This is a genomic window from Bradyrhizobium sp. 172 (assembly GCF_023101065.1).
Taxonomy (GTDB): domain Bacteria; phylum Pseudomonadota; class Alphaproteobacteria; order Rhizobiales; family Xanthobacteraceae; genus Bradyrhizobium; species Bradyrhizobium canariense_D.
Genome location: NZ_CP064701.1, coordinates 3,762,944 through 3,778,488, shown reverse-complemented (window position 1 = coordinate 3,778,488; position 15,545 = coordinate 3,762,944). Strand labels below are relative to the sequence as shown.

Genomic DNA, 15,545 nt, shown 5'->3' with positions numbered 1-15,545 from the left:
GTACCTGATGCCGCGCGGCTCTCGCGCGAAAGAGTTCACACCGGGAGGAAATTGCCATGCCGATCACGACAACAAGGCGCCAACTGCTCGCCGGATCTGCGGCCGCGCTCGCGCTGCCGGCATTCGCCCGCGCGCAAGGCGCGATCAAGCCGCGTCTGACTGCGATCTCGCAATGGTCCGCAGGTAGCGATGGGGCGGCCATCACGGCACTCGGCAAGAAATTCGAGGAGAAAGGCGGGGTTTGGCAGCACTCGCCCGTCCCCGGCTTCACCACCGAGATGATGAACAAGCTGCGTGCCCAGATCATGGCCGGCGATCCGCCGGCCTGCTCGCAGCTCAAAGGTCCCGAGATCGCGGCCTGGTCCAAGATTGCCCCAACCGTCGATCTCGATGCCGTCGTCGCTGCCGCCGGCTACGAAAAGGTTGTCGCTCCGGATCTTGCAAAATTGCACAAGCCGGGGGGCAAGTGGATTGCACTGCCGTTGCAGATCTACAGCACCAACATGCTGTTTCTCTCCAAACGCGCGATGGACAAGGCCAAGGCCGACAAGGTCCCCGTCACATGGGCTGAGTTCAACGACCTCGCCGAGAAGATGAAAGCAGGCGGCGTCCCCTATCCCATCGCCAACGGTGGCACCCGCCCGGACGACGGCCAGAAATTCGAGGCCGCTTTGGCGGGCATCAGCCCCACCGCTTACCGCGCAGCCATCATGAATCTCGACAAGAAGGCCCTGGAGGGCCCCGAGATAAAGGCTGCCTTCGTACAGGTGCGCAAGATTGCCGACTGGATGGACCCCAACGTCGGCGCCCAGCACTTTTCGACCAACTTGAAGCGCTTTGTCGACGGCGACATGGGGATGATGATCATGGGCGGGTGGGCGCAGGGCGTCTTGCGCAACGCCGGCTTCAAGTTCGAGGACTTCATCATCGCCCCGGGCCCGAGCGACAATAGCAAGCCGGTCTTCCTGTTGAATGCCGATGCCTTCATATTCTGGCAGCGCAAGGAGCCCGACCTGCAGGCCGGCCAGACGCTGATGGCCCAGCTCGTCATGGATCCGGCGATCCAGACTATGTATTCGCAGATCACGGGATCGATCCCCGTGCGCACCGATGTCGATCTCTCCGGCGAAGGCTGGTCGGACGGGCAACGGCGGACCGCAGCAGCCCTGAAAGACGCGATTGCCAGCAATCAGGCCGTCCTCAGCCTTGCGCACAACATGGCGCAGGAAAACGGCATGACCGCAGCGATGATCGACGTGATCACGGAGTACGTGAAGAACAAGACGATCAAGCCGGAGCAAGCGGCCATACGCCTCGCCGAAGCCGTCGAGAGCTCACGTTGACGATCGCCGTCTCGACAACACCGGGCCGGCCGGCGGCCTCTGGCTGGGTACGCCGGCTGCCTGAATATCTGACGATCTGGGTGCCGCTGCTGTTGTCCGCCGCGCATCTCATTGCGTTTACGCTGTGGACGATCTGGATATCGTTCACGCCGTCCACTCTGGTCCCGGTCTCGGGCTGGGTCGGCTTGCGCAACTATTCTGCGGTCGCCGCATCGCGGAACTGGCAGATTGCCTTGGACAATCTGCTGCTGTTTGGCAGCGCCTTCGTGTTGCTGAGCCTGGCGACCGGTCTCATCCTTGCGATCCTGCTCGATCAGCGCATTCGCGGCGAGAATCTGCTGCGGTCCATCTTCCTCTATCCTCTGGCGGTGTCATTCGTGGTCACCGGCACGGTCTGGAGTTGGCTGCTCAATCCCGGCCTCGGGATCCAGAAGCTGGTCCGCGACCTCGGCTGGACCTCCTTCCGGTTCGACTGGCTGATCGACCGCGACATGGCCATTTGGACCATTGTCATCGCTGCGATCTGGCAATCGTCCGGTTTCGCCATGGCGCTGTTCCTCGCCGGCCTTCGCTCCGTCGACGCCGACCTGATCAAGGCCGCGCAGATCGACGGCGCCGGACCGATCCGAATGTACCGGCGTGTCATCCTGCCGACCCTTTGGCCGATCACCATCACCGTCATCGTCATCCAGCTGCAGTTCGCGATTTCGACCTTCGACCTCGTCCGCGCGCTCACCAATGGCGGACCCGGGATCGCCACCCAGCTGCCGGCCCTCGTCGTCTATGACCTGATGTTCCAGCGCAGCCTGCTCGGACGCGGAGCGGCGGCGGCAGTGCTCATGTTGCTCATTCTTCTTGCGGTTTTGCTGCCCTATGCAGCGTGGCGTTATGTCCAGCGGCGGCGGGCGATCCATGCGTGAGCGAACCATCGCGCCAAGCCGGATTCTGATCTATCTCGTCGTCTCGCTGATCGCTGCAGCATGGCTCGCGCCATTGGTTGTTGTCGTGCTGAACTCGCTCCGCACCAACGAGGAGATCGCGCAGGCGTCGATGATCGGCTGGCCGAAGCAATGGGCATGGAGCAACTACGCCGCGGCCTGGAGCGGTTTCTGCGTCGCCGAGACCTGCGCCGGCATCCGGCCGTACATGCTGAACTCCGCGCTCGTCACGATTCCCGCGACGATTTTCTCGACCCTGCTCGGTGCTGTCGCCGGTTACGCCGTGTCGCTCTGGCGTTTTCGCGGCGATAACTGGATCTACGGCATCGTGACCCTCGGCCTCTTCCTTCCCCAGCAGATGCGCTTGCTTCCCTGGACCATCGTGTTGCGCGATACGGGCCTGATGAACACGCTAACGGGCCTGGTCGTGATCCACACGATCCAGGGACTCTCCTTTACGGTCTTGTTCTGCCGAAACTACTACACTGCCATCCCGCAGGATCTGATAAGAGCTGCGCGCATCGATGGCGCAGGGTTCTTTCGTATTTTCTGGCGCATCATCCTGCCGCTCTCGCCGCCTATTCTGGTCGTCACCGTGATCTGGCAGTTCACGCATATCTGGAACGAATTTCTCTACGGCGTGACATTCACGACTGGTCAGCAACAGCCCGTCACCGCCGCGCTGATCGCGCTATCCGCAGCAGTCGCGGACATCCCGCAGCATGGCGTGCAGAGCGCGGCGGTGATGATCGCCGCCCTGCCGACCCTGCTGATCTATCTGATCGGCGGCAAGTATTTCGTGCGCGGCCTCACCGCCGGGGCCGTGAAATGATCGGATTGTCATGGCAGCCCTAAGCATTCGCTCCCTGTCCAAGCGCTACGCCAATCTGGAGGTGCTGAAGGGCATCGATCTCGACATCGAGAGCGGTGAATTCACCGTGCTCGTTGGCCCATCCGGCTGCGGCAAGTCCACGCTGCTCAACATCATCGCTGGGCTCGACCTCCCGAGCGCAGGCACCGTGGAAATCGGCGGACGTATCGTCAACGACATTCCGCCGAAGGACCGCGACATCGCGATGGTGTTCCAGTCCTACGCGCTCTATCCGTCGATGACGGTGCGCCAGAACATCACCTTCGGCATGGAATGCCGTCACGTCCCGAAGGCCGAGCAGGAAAAGGCGCTGGCGAATGTGGCCAGGCTGCTCCAGATCGAGCCGCTGCTCGGCCGCAAGCCCTCGCAGCTCTCCGGCGGCCAGCGCCAGCGTGTGGCGATGGGCCGGGCGCTGGTGCGCGATCCCCTGCTCTTCCTGTTCGACGAGCCGCTCTCCAATCTCGACGCCAAGCTGCGCGTCGAGATGCGGATGGAGATCAAGCGGCTGCACCAGCGCATCGGCGCCACCATCGTCTATGTCACACACGATCAGATCGAGGCGATGACGATGGCGACGCGCATTGCCGTGATGCATCGCGGCGTGGTGCAGCAGTGTGCCGACCCGGATACCGTGTATCGCTATCCCGCCAATCTGTTCGTGGCCCGCTTCATGGGCTCGCCGCCGATGAACACGATGCCGGCACGGCTGGAGGCCGATGCCGGCGGGCCGGTGGTCGTGATCGGCGCGGGACGGCCGGACGAGGTCCGCCTCCGCCTTCGTCAATACGACGCGGCGGCCCCTTTCGTCGGCCGTGACGTGGTGGTCGGGATCAGGCCGGAATGCCTCGCCGAGGGCAGCCGCGTGTTCTCCGCCGATCCGCCCGTCGTCGTCACCGCGCCGGTGGAGATGGTCGAGCCGACGGGAGCCGAAACGATCGTGCTGCTGCGGCTTGGCGGCGAGCCTGCGCTGGCGCGCATCACGCCGGACATCCGCCCCACACCGGGCGCCGCCGCCCCGTTCGCGCTCGACACGCGTCGCATCTGCCTGTTCGACCCCGAGACGGAGCGACTGATCGCATGACAAGAACGAGCTATGCCGGCCTTAGGGACCGCGTGGTGTTGATCACCGGTGGCGCCAGCGGCATCGGTGCCGCCTTCGTGCGGGCGTTCGCGGCGCAAGGGGCACGCGTCGCGTTCCTGGATCTCGATGAAGCAGCCGGCCGGGCGCTGGTCGCGGAAGTGAAGGCCGCGGCCGGGACCGTACCCTTGTTCGTGCCGTGCGATCTCCTCGACATCGACGCCTTGCGCGGCGCCATGGCGCAGGTCCGGGGATCGCTTGGCGATGCCGCGGTCCTCGTCAACAACGCCGCCAATGATCAGCGTCAGGTGCTGGCCGAGGTGACGCCGGCCGAATTCGACTGGATGATCGGCGTCAACCTCAAGCACGTCTTCTTTGCCGCGCAAGCGGTGGTGCCGCAGATGCAGGCGCACGGCAGCGGTTCGATCATCAACATGTCGTCGATTGCCTGGATGCGCGGCGCGCCGGGGCTGCCTGTCTACGCCGCGGCAAAGGCCGCGATCGTCGGCTTCACCAACTCCCTGGCCCGGTCGCTCGGGCCCGACCGCATCCGCGTCAACGCGATAGCGCCGGGGATGGTGATCACGGAGCGTCAGCGCCGGCTGTGGTACCCGGACGACCAGGTGATCGCCGAGCTGCGCACGCGTCAGGCCATTCCCGACGCGGTGACGCCCGACGACATCGCCAACATGGCGCTTTTCCTCGCCTCGGACGACAGCCAGCGCATCACGCGGCAGTGTTTTCAGGTCGACGCTGGTCTCGGCTAGAGCGTGATCCGAGCTGCTGTCGTAGAGGTCCGCTCCGTCTCCGAGAGCAGCCGCGTGAGCCCACCTCACCTTGAGTCGGAGTTGGGCCATGAACGGACTCCTGCATCGCAGCGAGATAGCTCTATTCAATCACCTCGTCAGCGCGAATGAGTAGTGAAGGCGGCACTGTTAAGCCGAGCGCCCTGGCCGTCTTCATGTTGATCACCAACTCGAATCTGGTCGGCTGCTCGACCGGCAACTCGGGGGGCTTGATGCCTTTGAGGATCTTATCGACGTAGCCGCCAGCACGACGCAATAGATCGAAAATATCCGGGCCGTAGACGACTAATCCGCCATCCGCGAATTGTCGGAAGAAATGCATCGCGGGCAGATGATGTTTGGCCGCGAGCGCGATAACTCGTGGGGCTTGGCGAATGATAAGAACATCGCCAAAGACAATGATTGCATCGGCGTGCTGGGCGGCAGCCGAGGCAAAGGCGATATCAAGCTCCTCGTCCGCGGTCGCCTCAACTATCGGCAGAGCCACGCCCAACTTCCGGGCTGCGCTTGGTGCCTCCTCGGCTACCATCAGCCTGTGCATGGGGTTGCTCGGATTGACCAAGAGCGCAATTTTCGACGCGCCAGGAACCAGTTCCTGGAGGATTTCTATTTGTTTGGCGGTCCAATCTCCCGGCACCCAGCTCGCGAGACCGGTCATGTTACCGCCTGGACGCGCGAGGCTTTGGATGAGGCCGAGCCCCACGGGATCGGCGACAACCACGAATACAATCGGAATGGTGGCAGTTGCCGATTTAAGGGCAAGGGCTGGTGACGGCCCGAGGGCAATTACCAGATCGGGAGTTAGCGTCACCAACTCCGCAGCTAGGGTTGACAAGCGATCCGGAGTTTCGGCAAAACGATATTCAACGAGCAGGTTCCTGCCCTCGATCCAGCCCTTCTCGCGCAAACCACTGCGCCACGCGTTGCGACCCTGAGAATCTAGGAATCCGCCCAAGAGACCGATCCGGCGAGGCGTGCCCTGGGCCCGCAAACGCCGTGGCGAAACGAGCAGCATTGCACTGCCTGCTATGAACTCCCGCCGCTTCATTCGATCCTCATCGGAGCCCGAGGACGATCGAACACAGAGTATCACGTCTCGATAGTTGGTGCACTCACAGCTGGGAGATGCAGGGGATCGGCGCAGCGGCAACTTCGGGTCACGTGCCGATATCCTATAAACGAGCGCCAAGGTTGCCACGTAATCGCACCACTGGATTGGTTAGAAGTCATGCCTTATCGTGCGCGTACTTCTCCAAAAGCAGCCGACTACATCACTTTCTCAGGGCCTCCGCGAAATATGCCCGGCGACCAGCACGCACACACCGTAGGACCAGTCAGCGACACTGACTTGCGTATTCAGTCGGGCGCCGTGTGAAGGTGCCGAAAGCGAGTACGATTCTCCGGGCCCTAAACAAGCTGAGGCATTATGCCTCTTGGGGCGAAACACCCATTTCTACGGGTGCACCAGTCTCGTAGAATGTGGTTGCCCTAGAAGCGGGATGTGCCGAAGTCGCCGTTCGGGACCAACGAGAAGTGCTAGCGCTATCGGCAGGTGCGCTACCCTATGAGACCGCCCCTTTTCGGTTTCTCACCACGACTCCACATTTCCACGCGCGCAGCTTTTGCGGCGGCTTGTTGCAGTAACCCAGGGAGAAAAGCGATGAGCAAGATCGATCGAAGGTCTGCATTGACATTCGGGTTGGCAGCGGCTTCGGCGGCCATGATAAAGCCCGCCGCCGCTCAAACGACGGGCTACAAGGACACAACTCCGTGGCCAGGTGTGGTGGTGCGTGAGTATGATAGCGAGACACCATCGCTGATCCCGGGTTTTAAGACCGTCTCAATGCGCGACATCATCATGCAGCCGGGATCGAAGACCATGGGGCCCCCGATGATGAATGCCATGGTCTGCCATATCACCGAAGGAGAGCTTCGGCTTGAGCAGGACGAAAAGACCTTTACCGGCAAGAAGAATTTTGTCTGGACCTGCAACAAGGACACAAAGGAGCAGGCGTTCAATGATGGGAACGTGGTCGCGATTATGCGGATCACCGACCTGAAGGCTTAAGGCTCGTTCTTCGTAAGTAATCGATTGTGGGAGCGAATGACGCACGCGACGGTGCCGATCGCGTCGGTTTCCGCAATGAACCAATGGCCGCCACGCGACCGGCGACGGTGTCGTCATACTGGCGGACCGCAGCTGCGGCAGACGACCGGAGTGATGATCTAATCAATCGGGAAGGCGTTATCCTACAGAGGAGTATCCTATGAAGTTGGCTCTAACATCAGCACTAGTCATTTGTCTGCTCGGTGCGCCGGGAATTTCGTTGGCCGCGGACGCCAAGGGCGACGTGGAGAAGGCTTACGCCGCTTGGGATGCCGCATTCAATAAGCACGACGAGAAAGCCATCGGCGCCTCCTATGTTGCGACGGCAAAATTGATGCCACCCACACATCAGGTCGCGTCGGGTCCGGCTGAGATCGAGAAAATTCTTTGCCGGACTCTTCGCGAGCGGTGTGACGGATCACAAGTTGGAGATGATCGACGCCGGCGGAGACGATAAGGTTGTCTTCGGCACAGCCAAGTGGAGCGCCACGGGTAAGGACAAGGAGGGCAAGCCGTCTCCCTTCAGTGGTTTAGCGACGCATGTCTTCGAACGCCAAGCCGACGGATCGCTCAAATTGAGACTACAAACATTCAACTAAAGCGGTCGAAGCTTAATCGGTCCGGCGAGGCGGCGGCCTTACCGGACACCCAAAACGGCTACTTGTCTCCGGTGCAAGCTATGTCCGGGTTGGGTCCAAAAGCAGCGGTGGACGTCAAGTTGGATCGAGGTCCGGTTTGCCCCTGACAGCCGGCATGACACGCGCTCAATTGACCTTCGGCTAAGGGCCAAGAGGCGAAATTGACTCGGTCGCCAAAGGTAAAGCCGTGCCGAGGTAGTGATCGGCATCTCTAACGGCATGCACTTTCCGATTGAACCTTGGCGCAATTCCGATGACCCACGCAAATGGGCAGGGAAACGGAGGTTTCCATGACCAGTTCCAGTGGACGCCCGGTGCATTTTTATCGGTTGATCGTAGCCCTGTATGCGGTCAATTTTTTCGGCATCAGCACAGCCTATTCACATGATCCGATCGGGCCAGAACTGAACGCTTGGTTCAAAAGTCTCAAGAATAAGGCAGGTGAGCCGTGCTGTGATGGAGGGGACGGCCAACACGCGGAAGCCGAGTGGGATGTGGCAAAAAGCGGCTATAGAGTCCTTCTGAAAAATCCGCAGCGCCCAAGCGAACCCGGGCAATGGTTTAACGTGCCAAACTCTGTCGTGCTCAACCGGCAGAACCTCAGCGGCAGGGCGCTGGTTTGGTGGTGGCCGTCCTACGCCGAAGGAAGAATGATTCCTTTGTGGCGCTGCTTCATTCCCGGACCGGAAGGATGATCCGTCGTTGGGCAATCAATAGCACCCGTAGTCCGCCATGGGTCAAGGTGCGAAGAACCCGGCCTGAGCAAAACCAGTCCGCTTCCACCCACGAAGCTGACCTCAATGAGACGGTTCGCCACTTCGCTGATGGGCCACAAGCGGGAATGCCAAATGAGCAGCTCAAGCCTCGCCGCACGAGGACGGGTGCAGTCCAATCCCCTCAGGAGATCGAGCGCCAACGCTCTTGGCTCATCCGCAGTTCAAACTCGAGCTGGTACTTTTGGGCTTTTCGGATCGCATCGCGGCGTTCTTGGCGAAGCCGGATCGAGGTATCGATCGCTCGTTGCGCTCGATCGAAGAGTTCTAGCGTTTCACTGCTGAAGGGCTGGGCCATGATGATCGCTCCCGTCTAGGCGGGAGCGCAAATCATCTCTCAGGCACCGACGCCTACGGACAAGCCTTTGGCCGGCGATAATCGGTAGTGCGCCACATCTGGAGGAACTGCAACCGAATACGCACTCCTCTGGAGCGAGCATCGATGCATCAGGTCCGTTTGGCCAGCGACAGATTGCGAGACTACTCGTGTGCTGAGAGCGGCGGGCGGAGCTTCTTCCGGCTGAGGGCTAATCTTAGTCTTTCCCTCAGTTGACGGATTTCGTCATATTGCTTTTCGATCTCTGGATCGATGCGCAGCCGTTCTAATTGCTGCTCGTGCAGTTTCGACAATGCTGCAATATACGAACTTTGGATGGGCGGGACACGCATGATGACCCTTAATAGAATGCGAGAAAAGCCTCTCAAAACACTTGGCCGAAGCACAACTTAGAAAGAGATTTTGGGGTGGAGCCTTTCTGACAATGCGGGCTCGCTGGCGAAGTTCGGTCGTTGCGGCTTTATGACGCCTGCAGGCTGTTCCCCGACCTTCAGGAGTCCAGCTTCTGGCGGAGCTTCCTGATCAATTCGCTGAGGCCGGCGGCATACTTTTCGATGATGCGCCGTCGGGCTCTCGGGGGCTTCACTTCTGGCTTGGGCGCAGGCTTATCGTTCATGGACATCACATCATGCGCACGGTGGCAGGCGGTTTTGATCCAGATCGATCGTTCTCTTCAGGGGAGCTGGTCTGCTCGCTTCGCGATCAACTCAGCCCGGGCCATTGCCGCTTCGGCGCGTGCAAGGCGGAGAAGTTCACGTTGTTTTCTCAAGGCGGCGCGAAGCGTGCGGGCCTCGTCGCGCAACCTGCGACTGTCCTCCCGCGTAGTCTGAAACTGGGCAAATGTCGAATCGTCCATAGCGGAATTGGGAGCAAGCCGGCCGGTTCCTGCATTTGGCTAGGTTAAAGAACACGGTGCCCACTCCCTCAGAGGGAGCTCGATGCGCTGGAATCCGCTTTGGGTCAAAATGCGAAGAACTCAACGTGAGAAAATCTGGTCCGCCATGCCTCACTGATCGGACCTCACCCGGTGCGCTGCTACTTCGCCGATGGGCCAGGAGCCGACATGCACCTCATATTGATCCCAGCTCCGTAACCAGCTTGGGAAGCATCCTGCCGCGTAATGAGCCGGAGGGAGCGAAGCCGCAGTCTTTCGCGCCCATTCGTCGATAGAAAGGTGCAGCATCTGGGTCCGCTTCGATCACCATACGATGAGCGCCCATGGCTGTTGCTTCGCTGGTGGCTCAATGAAACAGCTTCATTCCTACACCATTACGAAGCATCGTCGGGTCAACGAACAACTTCAACAAATCAGCCTCGCTTCCAGTGACCTGGACTTGGGCGACGCCGACAATCTTGCCGTGCTCTTCCGCCACCGCAATCGAACTAGATTGCAGTTCGTATGGTTCGATAGTGAGTTCACCCCGACACGCGTCCATGAAGTCGTTGCCGTAACCCCATACAGCTTTGGACCTAAGACACAAAGCCGAGAGCGTTGGTAGTTCTTCAAGTCTCGGCGGTCTGAGAACACAAGTCACGAAGCTTGGCTCCTGCATCGGCTTTCGGATACCACATCGTGAGGCCGATGTCTCAGGCCACCAGCCGCCCGATCGCGCTCAACGTGAGAGGCTTCCGCTTTGCTCTCGTAAGCCAAGAGTTTAGGAGTACGCGTCCGGGCTCGCCCGCCTACCCTTGCGTATCGTCGCCAGCACGATGTCGGCTGCGAGCACGCTCGGCGATCTGTTGCCTGTCGACATGATCGTATCGAGCTGGGCGAATGCTTCCACCTGCTGCCGGCGCAGCGGTGAATCGGTCAGAAGCTCCGAGAGCGCGGGCGCCAGCTTCTCCGGCGTGCAGTCTTCCTGCAGGAACTCCGGGATGACATCCTTGCCGATCACGAGATTGGCGAGGATCACCGAGGAGACACGGATCGCGCGGCGCAGGATGAAGGCTTCGATCGCGCCGACGCGATAGGCCGTCACCATCGGAATGCCCGATAGCGCGAGCTCCAGCGTCACCGTGCCGGATTTTGCCAGTGCCGCGCGCGCGATGCGGAAGGCAGCGCGCTTCTCGTTCTCGCCGACCACGATTTGAGGCTTGACCAGCCAGTTCGCGATGCCTTCGCGGATGGTGGTTTCGAGATGCGGCATGGTCGGCAGCATCAGCTCGAACGCGCGGCCTTCGGTCTGCAATCGGCCGAGCGTCGCGCCGAACACGTCGAGATGGTGCCTGATCTCGCTGCGGCGGCTGCCGGGCAACACCAGCAAGACCGGCGGCTCGCCGTCGCGGCGCGCCTGCTCCTCCGCGTTCGGCCGCAGCGAGGGCAATTGCTCGATCAGGGGATGGCCGACATAGCTGCATGGCGGCCCGCCGAGCTTGCGGTATTCCTCCGGCTCGAATGGCAACAGGCCGAGCACATGGTCGACATAGCCGAGCATGGTCCGCGCCCGTCCCGGCCGCCAGGCCCAGAGCTGTGGCGAGACGTAGTCGACGATCGGGATCGCCGGATTGCGCGTCCGCACGCGGCGGGCGACACGGTGGGTGAAATCGGGGCTGTCGATGATGACGAGCGCGTCCGGCGCGGCTTCGGTCACTGCCTCCGCGGTCTCGCGGATCAGCCGCAGGATCTTCGGCAATTGCTGCACGACCGCGGCGAAGCCGACGATCGAGAGCTGCTCGATCGGAAACAGCGTCTCGAGCCCCTGGCGCGCCATGGTGTGGCCGCCGACGCCCACGAACTGCACGCCGTCGCCGAGGCGCTGGCGCAGCACCTTCATCAAGGCGCTGCCGAGCCGGTCGCCGGATTCCTCCGTGGCGATCAGGAAGATCTTGCGCTTGGGATCGCGACCCTGCATCACGCCGGCAGGCCGATGACGAAGAGATATTTTGCGTCGGCGAGTGCGATCATTGCCTGCGGCTCGGCGGCGATGGTGTTGCCGGCAACGACGGCGATCCCGGCCAGCCCTGCGGCGGCGACGCCCTCGAGGGTGCGCGGGCCGATCGTCGGCAGGTCGAAGCGCAGATCCTGCCCGCTCTTTGGGACCTTCACCAGCACGCCCCGCCCGGTGGCGGCGCGGATGCGGCCCTCTTCGCGCAGCCGTTCCACGCGCGCGAGCAGTGCATCGGTGCCCTCGATATCCTCGACCGCCACCACATGGCCGTCGATCACGACCGCGGCCTGGCCGATGTCGAACGGACCGAGGGCGGTCAGCACCGCGCGTCCGCGCTCGATGTCGGTCTTGCCGGTGTCGCTCGGCCAGGCGCGGCTGATGCAGCCCTCGGGCATCAGCAGATCGGGCGCGACATCCTTGATGCCGACCATGCGAAAGCCGCCCTGCTCGAGAATGCGCCCGACGCCGGACAACAAATGATCGTCGCCGCCGCGGAAGGCGCGGATGACATTGCCGAGCAGCCGAAGCGTCGTGAAGTCGACCCGGACCTCCGAGAGCGAAGGTCGCACCAGCGTGCCGATGAAAATCAGGTCGCGGCAGCCCTCCTCGCGAAACAGCCGCATGGCGCGGCCGAGCTGGCCGACCGAGATCCAGCGATGACGGAATTTCTCTACCCGCGCGGGATCGCAGGCTCCCCGAAGCGGAAACAACACCGGCGTGATGCCGCGGGCGGCGAGCGAGTCGGCAACCGCGAACGGCATCGCGCCGCCGCCAGCGACGACGCCGACCGGCGATGAAATTTCCGAAGCCGCCGATGTCATGCCCGGGGCCATTCCATCATCACTTCGCGATGGCGGGAAGACAGAGCGGGCGCTTGCCCTTGCCGATGAAGTCGAGGATTTCGCCGATCGCCGGATCTCCACCGGCGAGCGGCCGCGCCGCCTCCAGGCGTTCGGCAAAGGTAGCGGGGCCACGGAAGAGTTTCTGGTAGAACGCGCGCACGGTCACAAGCCGCTGCTTGGTGAACTTGCGCCGCTTCATGCCGATCAGGTTGAGGCCTTCGAGCACCGCATATTGGCCGTTGACCAGCCCATACGGGATGACGTCGTCGCGCACGCCGCAGACACCGCCAACCATCACATAGGGGCCGATGCGGGTGAACTGATGCACTGCGGACAGGCCGCCGATATAGACGGCGTCACCGATCTCGCAATGGCCGCCGAGCGTCGCCGAGGTTGCGAAGATCACGTTGTTGCCGACCATGCAGTCATGCCCGACATGACTGTTGTTCATGAAATAGCCGTCGTTGCCGACGCGCGTCAGGCCACCGCCCTTGATGGTGCCGACATTCATGGTCGCACCTTCGCGGATGGTGCAGCCCGAGCCGATCTCAAGCTTCGTGGGCTCGCCCTTGTAGCTGAGATCCTGGGGCGCCCCGCCCAGCACCGCGAACGGCGAGATCACGCAGCCATCTCCGATCGAGGTGTGGCCGATGACGGTGACCTGTCCGATCAGCTTGCAGTTATTGCCGATCGCGACATGCGGGCCGATGATGCAGAAGGGGCCGATCTCGGTGCCCTCGCCGATCACGGCGCCGTCCGCGATCCGTGCGGTGGGGTCAATCTTACTCATCAAGCAATCTGACTCATCAAGAAGGTCTGATTAGGTGTTGAAGTCGCTCGGTTTTCCGCTGGTTAGCGCGACTATGCCCGATCTGTCCAGTGACGTATGATCTCTCCGTGTTTCAAGTGCCGGATGAGGCAGCCTTCCCGGGTCATCAACAAGTTCACGCGGAGCTTCAGGTATCGTGGTCAGGGCCCTAGCACTTCTCCTCGCACAGTTCGCCGCGGCGCCGATCGTCTCCGAGACGATCGAGACCGCCGAACACCGCCCCATCGACCTCGCGACGTTCGAGTGCCGCGACATCAGCCGCAGCACGGTGCTTCAGCGGGTCTGTTACGACCGTGCGCAGCAGGCCCTCGTCGTGGCCGTTGAAGGCGTTTATGACCGCTATTGCGGCGTACCGGTCGACACGGTCGAGCGCCTGCTGGGCGCACCGTCCATGGGACAGTTCTTCAACCAGAACATCAAGCGCGAGGTCAGCGGCGGCCGGTACGCGTGTCCTGCGCGCGAGCGCATCCAGAGAAGTTGATCCCGCTCAGTCGGTCAGCATGGCGCCGACGTCGGCCTCCGCAACCACCTGGCCGTTGACCTTGGCGTCGCCGTGAAACCACCACATGGCCTTGCGGCGGCCGATCGAGCGCATGTGGTATTCGATGGTATCGCCGGGCAGCACAGGCTTGCGGAACTTGCACTTGTCGATGGTGAGGAAATAGACCGCGCGCGGCTTCTCGGTGCCTTCGACCGACTTGATGCCGATCACACCCGCGGTCTGCGCCATCGCTTCGATCATCATGACGCCGGGATAGACCGGGCGATCGGGAAAGTGGCCCTGGAACGGCGGTTCGTTGAAGGTGACATTCTTGATGCCGATGCCGCTGTAATCGGTGCGGATGTTGATCACGCGATCGATCAGCAGCATCGGAAAACGGTGCGGGAGCGTTTGCAGGATCATGTTGATGTCCACAAGCTCGAACCTGACCGGTGCTTCGTCCGTCACTCCCGTTCCTCCTGCTTCGGATCGGCCTTGCTGTCGCGCGCCAAGCGCTCGACCGCCAAAATTTCCTTGAACCACTGCCTGGCCGGCTTGGCGAAAAAACCACCCCAACGTCCGTTGGGAGGAACGTCGTCCTTGACGCCGCTCATGGCAGTCACCTGAGCTCCATCCCCGATCTTGACGTGATTGTTGATGCCCACCTTCGCTCCCAGCGCCACGTTGTCGCCGAGGGTGAGGCTGCCGGCAAGGCCGATCTGGGCTGCCAGCAGGCAGTGCCGGCCAATGGTCACATTGTGGCCGATCTGGACCTGATTGTCGATTTTGGTCCCTTCCCCGATCACGGTGTCGCGCAAGGAGCCCCGATCGATGGTGGTGCCGGCGCCGACCTCCACGTTGTTCTGAATCAGCACGCGGCCGGTCTGGGGCACCTTCAGATGGCCCTCGGGGCCGAAGAAGATGAAGCCGTAGCCGTCCTGGCCGATCGAACAACCGGGGTGGATCAGCACGTCGTTGCCGATCAGCGCGCACTGGATGGCGGTGCGTGCGCCGACATTGCAGTCCCGGCCGATCTTGACGCCGGGGCCGATCACGGCCCCCACACCGATCACCGTGCCGCTGCCGATCTCCACGTCAGGGCCGATCACGGCCAAGGGATCGACGATCACGCCGTCCTCGAGCCTGGCGGTGGGGTCGATGATGGCCGACGGCGCGATGCCGTCGTTGCCGGTCCAGGATTGCGGCCGGAGCGCGTCGCCATGCCACTCCCGCGCGATCCTGACGAAGGCGCGGAACGGCTGTGGCGCCCGCAGCACGGCGACATGCGCGGGCACCCGCGCCTCGAAGCGTGGGCTCACCAGGCAAGCACCGGCCTTGGTCGCCTTGAGCTCATCGGCATATTTGAGATTGTCGAAGAACGTCAGGTGCATCGGGCCGGCTTCGTCGAGCGAAGCAAGACCCCTGATGATTTGGCCGCCCCTGGCGGGATCGACCAACTCCGCCTTGGTCAGCGTGGCGATGTCAGCCAGCGCTGAGGCGGGCGGCTGTGTGAAGAAGGTCGGCTGCGCCATTCCACCCCGTCGCGGTCCGGCTTCGGCATGAAGCGGCCAAGCCGCATCATGCCTCATCTCCTGGATTGGCACGATCCCTTTC

16 protein-coding genes are annotated in these 15,545 nt (G+C 62.2%); 9 read left to right on the top strand and 7 right to left on the bottom strand.

From position 1 onward, the window contains the following. The first annotated feature begins 56 nt into the window (after positions 1-56). The 5 genes from IVB07_RS18245 to IVB07_RS18225 are packed head-to-tail and all read left to right on the top strand — an operon-like array spanning position 57 to position 4,997. Positions 57-1,343 carry an ABC transporter substrate-binding protein gene (locus tag IVB07_RS18245; protein ID WP_085353258.1) on the top strand — a complete coding sequence of 429 codons (1,287 nt, stop codon included), beginning with the start codon at positions 57-59 and terminating at the stop codon, positions 1,341-1,343. After that, the gene (locus IVB07_RS18240; RefSeq protein ID WP_085362119.1) at positions 1,340-2,263 is read left to right on the top strand and encodes a sugar ABC transporter permease; all 924 of its coding nucleotides are present in this window, start codon (positions 1,340-1,342) and stop codon (positions 2,261-2,263) included. The genes IVB07_RS18245 and IVB07_RS18240 overlap by 4 nt, the downstream gene beginning before the upstream one ends. Continuing rightward, positions 2,256-3,113, top strand: coding sequence for a carbohydrate ABC transporter permease (locus IVB07_RS18235; protein ID WP_018458097.1), 858 nt, complete (start codon positions 2,256-2,258; stop codon positions 3,111-3,113). Before IVB07_RS18240 ends, IVB07_RS18235 begins: the two co-directional genes overlap by 8 nt. A gap of 10 nt (positions 3,114-3,123) precedes the next feature. Beyond that, on the top strand, positions 3,124-4,233 hold the full coding sequence (locus IVB07_RS18230; protein ID WP_247362619.1) for an ATP-binding cassette domain-containing protein: 1,110 nt from the start codon (positions 3,124-3,126) through the stop codon (positions 4,231-4,233). Then, complete coding sequence (locus tag IVB07_RS18225; RefSeq protein ID WP_247336804.1) at positions 4,230-4,997, top strand: SDR family oxidoreductase; 768 nt, start codon at positions 4,230-4,232, stop codon at positions 4,995-4,997. The genes IVB07_RS18230 and IVB07_RS18225 overlap by 4 nt, the downstream gene beginning before the upstream one ends. Before the next feature lie 121 nt (positions 4,998-5,118). Here IVB07_RS18225 and IVB07_RS18220 read toward each other — a convergent pair whose 3' ends face one another. Then, positions 5,119-6,051: an ABC transporter substrate-binding protein gene (locus tag IVB07_RS18220; RefSeq protein ID WP_247397107.1), complete on the bottom strand. Its 933-nt coding sequence runs from the start codon at positions 6,049-6,051 to the stop codon at positions 5,119-5,121. Between the two features lie 645 nt (positions 6,052-6,696). Between IVB07_RS18220 and IVB07_RS18215 the strand changes: the two genes are divergently transcribed. The 3 genes from IVB07_RS18215 (at position 6,697) to IVB07_RS18205 (ending at position 8,476) form a co-directional block, all read left to right on the top strand. Beyond that, positions 6,697-7,104 (top strand): hypothetical protein, encoded by a 408-nt coding sequence (locus tag IVB07_RS18215; RefSeq protein WP_085357631.1) that lies wholly within the window; start codon positions 6,697-6,699, stop codon positions 7,102-7,104. Positions 7,105-7,568: 464 nt separating this feature from the next. Continuing rightward, positions 7,569-7,742, top strand: a complete 174-nt coding sequence (locus tag IVB07_RS18210) for a hypothetical protein (protein WP_247336810.1) — start codon at positions 7,569-7,571, stop codon at positions 7,740-7,742. A gap of 329 nt (positions 7,743-8,071) precedes the next feature. Next, the gene (locus IVB07_RS18205; protein WP_247336813.1) at positions 8,072-8,476 is read left to right on the top strand and encodes a hypothetical protein; all 405 of its coding nucleotides are present in this window, start codon (positions 8,072-8,074) and stop codon (positions 8,474-8,476) included. 202 nt (positions 8,477-8,678) lie between these two features. On the opposite strand, the gene IVB07_RS18200 is transcribed toward IVB07_RS18205, so the two are convergent. The 4 genes from IVB07_RS18200 to lpxA form a co-directional block, all read right to left on the bottom strand. Then, positions 8,679-8,852: a hypothetical protein gene (locus IVB07_RS18200; protein ID WP_164988493.1), complete on the bottom strand. Its 174-nt coding sequence runs from the start codon at positions 8,850-8,852 to the stop codon at positions 8,679-8,681. A gap of 1,694 nt (positions 8,853-10,546) precedes the next feature. After that, a complete protein-coding gene (gene lpxB / locus IVB07_RS18195) occupies positions 10,547-11,746 on the bottom strand; it encodes a lipid-A-disaccharide synthase (RefSeq protein ID WP_247336816.1) in 1,200 nt (399 codons plus the stop codon). Next, positions 11,743-12,600 carry a UDP-2,3-diacylglucosamine diphosphatase LpxI gene (gene lpxI, locus IVB07_RS18190; RefSeq protein ID WP_039799320.1) on the bottom strand — a complete coding sequence of 286 codons (858 nt, stop codon included), beginning with the start codon at positions 12,598-12,600 and terminating at the stop codon, positions 11,743-11,745. Before lpxI ends, lpxB begins: the two co-directional genes overlap by 4 nt. Positions 12,601-12,619: 19 nt before the next feature. Next, positions 12,620-13,411, bottom strand: a complete 792-nt coding sequence (gene lpxA / locus IVB07_RS18185) for an acyl-ACP--UDP-N-acetylglucosamine O-acyltransferase (protein ID WP_247298534.1) — start codon at positions 13,409-13,411, stop codon at positions 12,620-12,622. 175 nt (positions 13,412-13,586) lie between these two features. On the opposite strand from lpxA, the gene IVB07_RS18180 reads away from it, so the two are divergent. Further along, entirely contained in the window at positions 13,587-13,931 is a 345-nt protein-coding gene (locus IVB07_RS18180; RefSeq protein ID WP_085353277.1) for a KTSC domain-containing protein, read from the top strand. Between the two features lie 6 nt (positions 13,932-13,937). Here IVB07_RS18180 and fabZ read toward each other — a convergent pair whose 3' ends face one another. Continuing rightward, complete coding sequence (fabZ, locus tag IVB07_RS18175) at positions 13,938-14,399, bottom strand: 3-hydroxyacyl-ACP dehydratase FabZ (protein ID WP_007610868.1); 462 nt, start codon at positions 14,397-14,399, stop codon at positions 13,938-13,940. Beyond that, positions 14,396-15,463: a UDP-3-O-(3-hydroxymyristoyl)glucosamine N-acyltransferase gene (gene lpxD, locus IVB07_RS18170; protein WP_018455035.1), complete on the bottom strand. Its 1,068-nt coding sequence runs from the start codon at positions 15,461-15,463 to the stop codon at positions 14,396-14,398. The genes fabZ and lpxD overlap by 4 nt, the downstream gene beginning before the upstream one ends. Between the last annotated feature and the right edge of the window lie 82 nt (positions 15,464-15,545).

What these genes read in the sequence shown, in the direction of transcription:
- IVB07_RS18230 (WP_247362619.1), top strand. Translation starts at nt 3,124, where the DNA reads ATGGCAGCCCTAAGCATTCGCTCCCTGTCCAAGCGCTACGCCAATCTG.
- IVB07_RS18215 (WP_085357631.1), top strand. Translation starts at nt 6,697, where the DNA reads ATGAGCAAGATCGATCGAAGGTCTGCATTGACATTCGGGTTGGCAGCG.
- IVB07_RS18225 (WP_247336804.1), top strand. Translation starts at nt 4,230, where the DNA reads ATGACAAGAACGAGCTATGCCGGCCTTAGGGACCGCGTGGTGTTGATC.
- IVB07_RS18205 (WP_247336813.1), top strand. Translation starts at nt 8,072, where the DNA reads ATGACCAGTTCCAGTGGACGCCCGGTGCATTTTTATCGGTTGATCGTA.
- lpxI (WP_039799320.1), bottom strand. Translation starts at nt 12,600, where the DNA reads ATGACATCGGCGGCTTCGGAAATTTCATCGCCGGTCGGCGTCGTCGCT.
- IVB07_RS18220 (WP_247397107.1), bottom strand. Translation starts at nt 6,051, where the DNA reads ATGCTGCTCGTTTCGCCACGGCGTTTGCGGGCCCAGGGCACGCCTCGC.
- lpxA (WP_247298534.1), bottom strand. Translation starts at nt 13,411, where the DNA reads ATGAGTAAGATTGACCCCACCGCACGGATCGCGGACGGCGCCGTGATC.
- lpxD (WP_018455035.1), bottom strand. Translation starts at nt 15,463, where the DNA reads ATGGCGCAGCCGACCTTCTTCACACAGCCGCCCGCCTCAGCGCTGGCT.
- IVB07_RS18245 (WP_085353258.1), top strand. Translation starts at nt 57, where the DNA reads ATGCCGATCACGACAACAAGGCGCCAACTGCTCGCCGGATCTGCGGCC.
- IVB07_RS18235 (WP_018458097.1), top strand. Translation starts at nt 2,256, where the DNA reads ATGCGTGAGCGAACCATCGCGCCAAGCCGGATTCTGATCTATCTCGTC.
- IVB07_RS18200 (WP_164988493.1), bottom strand. Translation starts at nt 8,852, where the DNA reads ATGGCCCAGCCCTTCAGCAGTGAAACGCTAGAACTCTTCGATCGAGCG.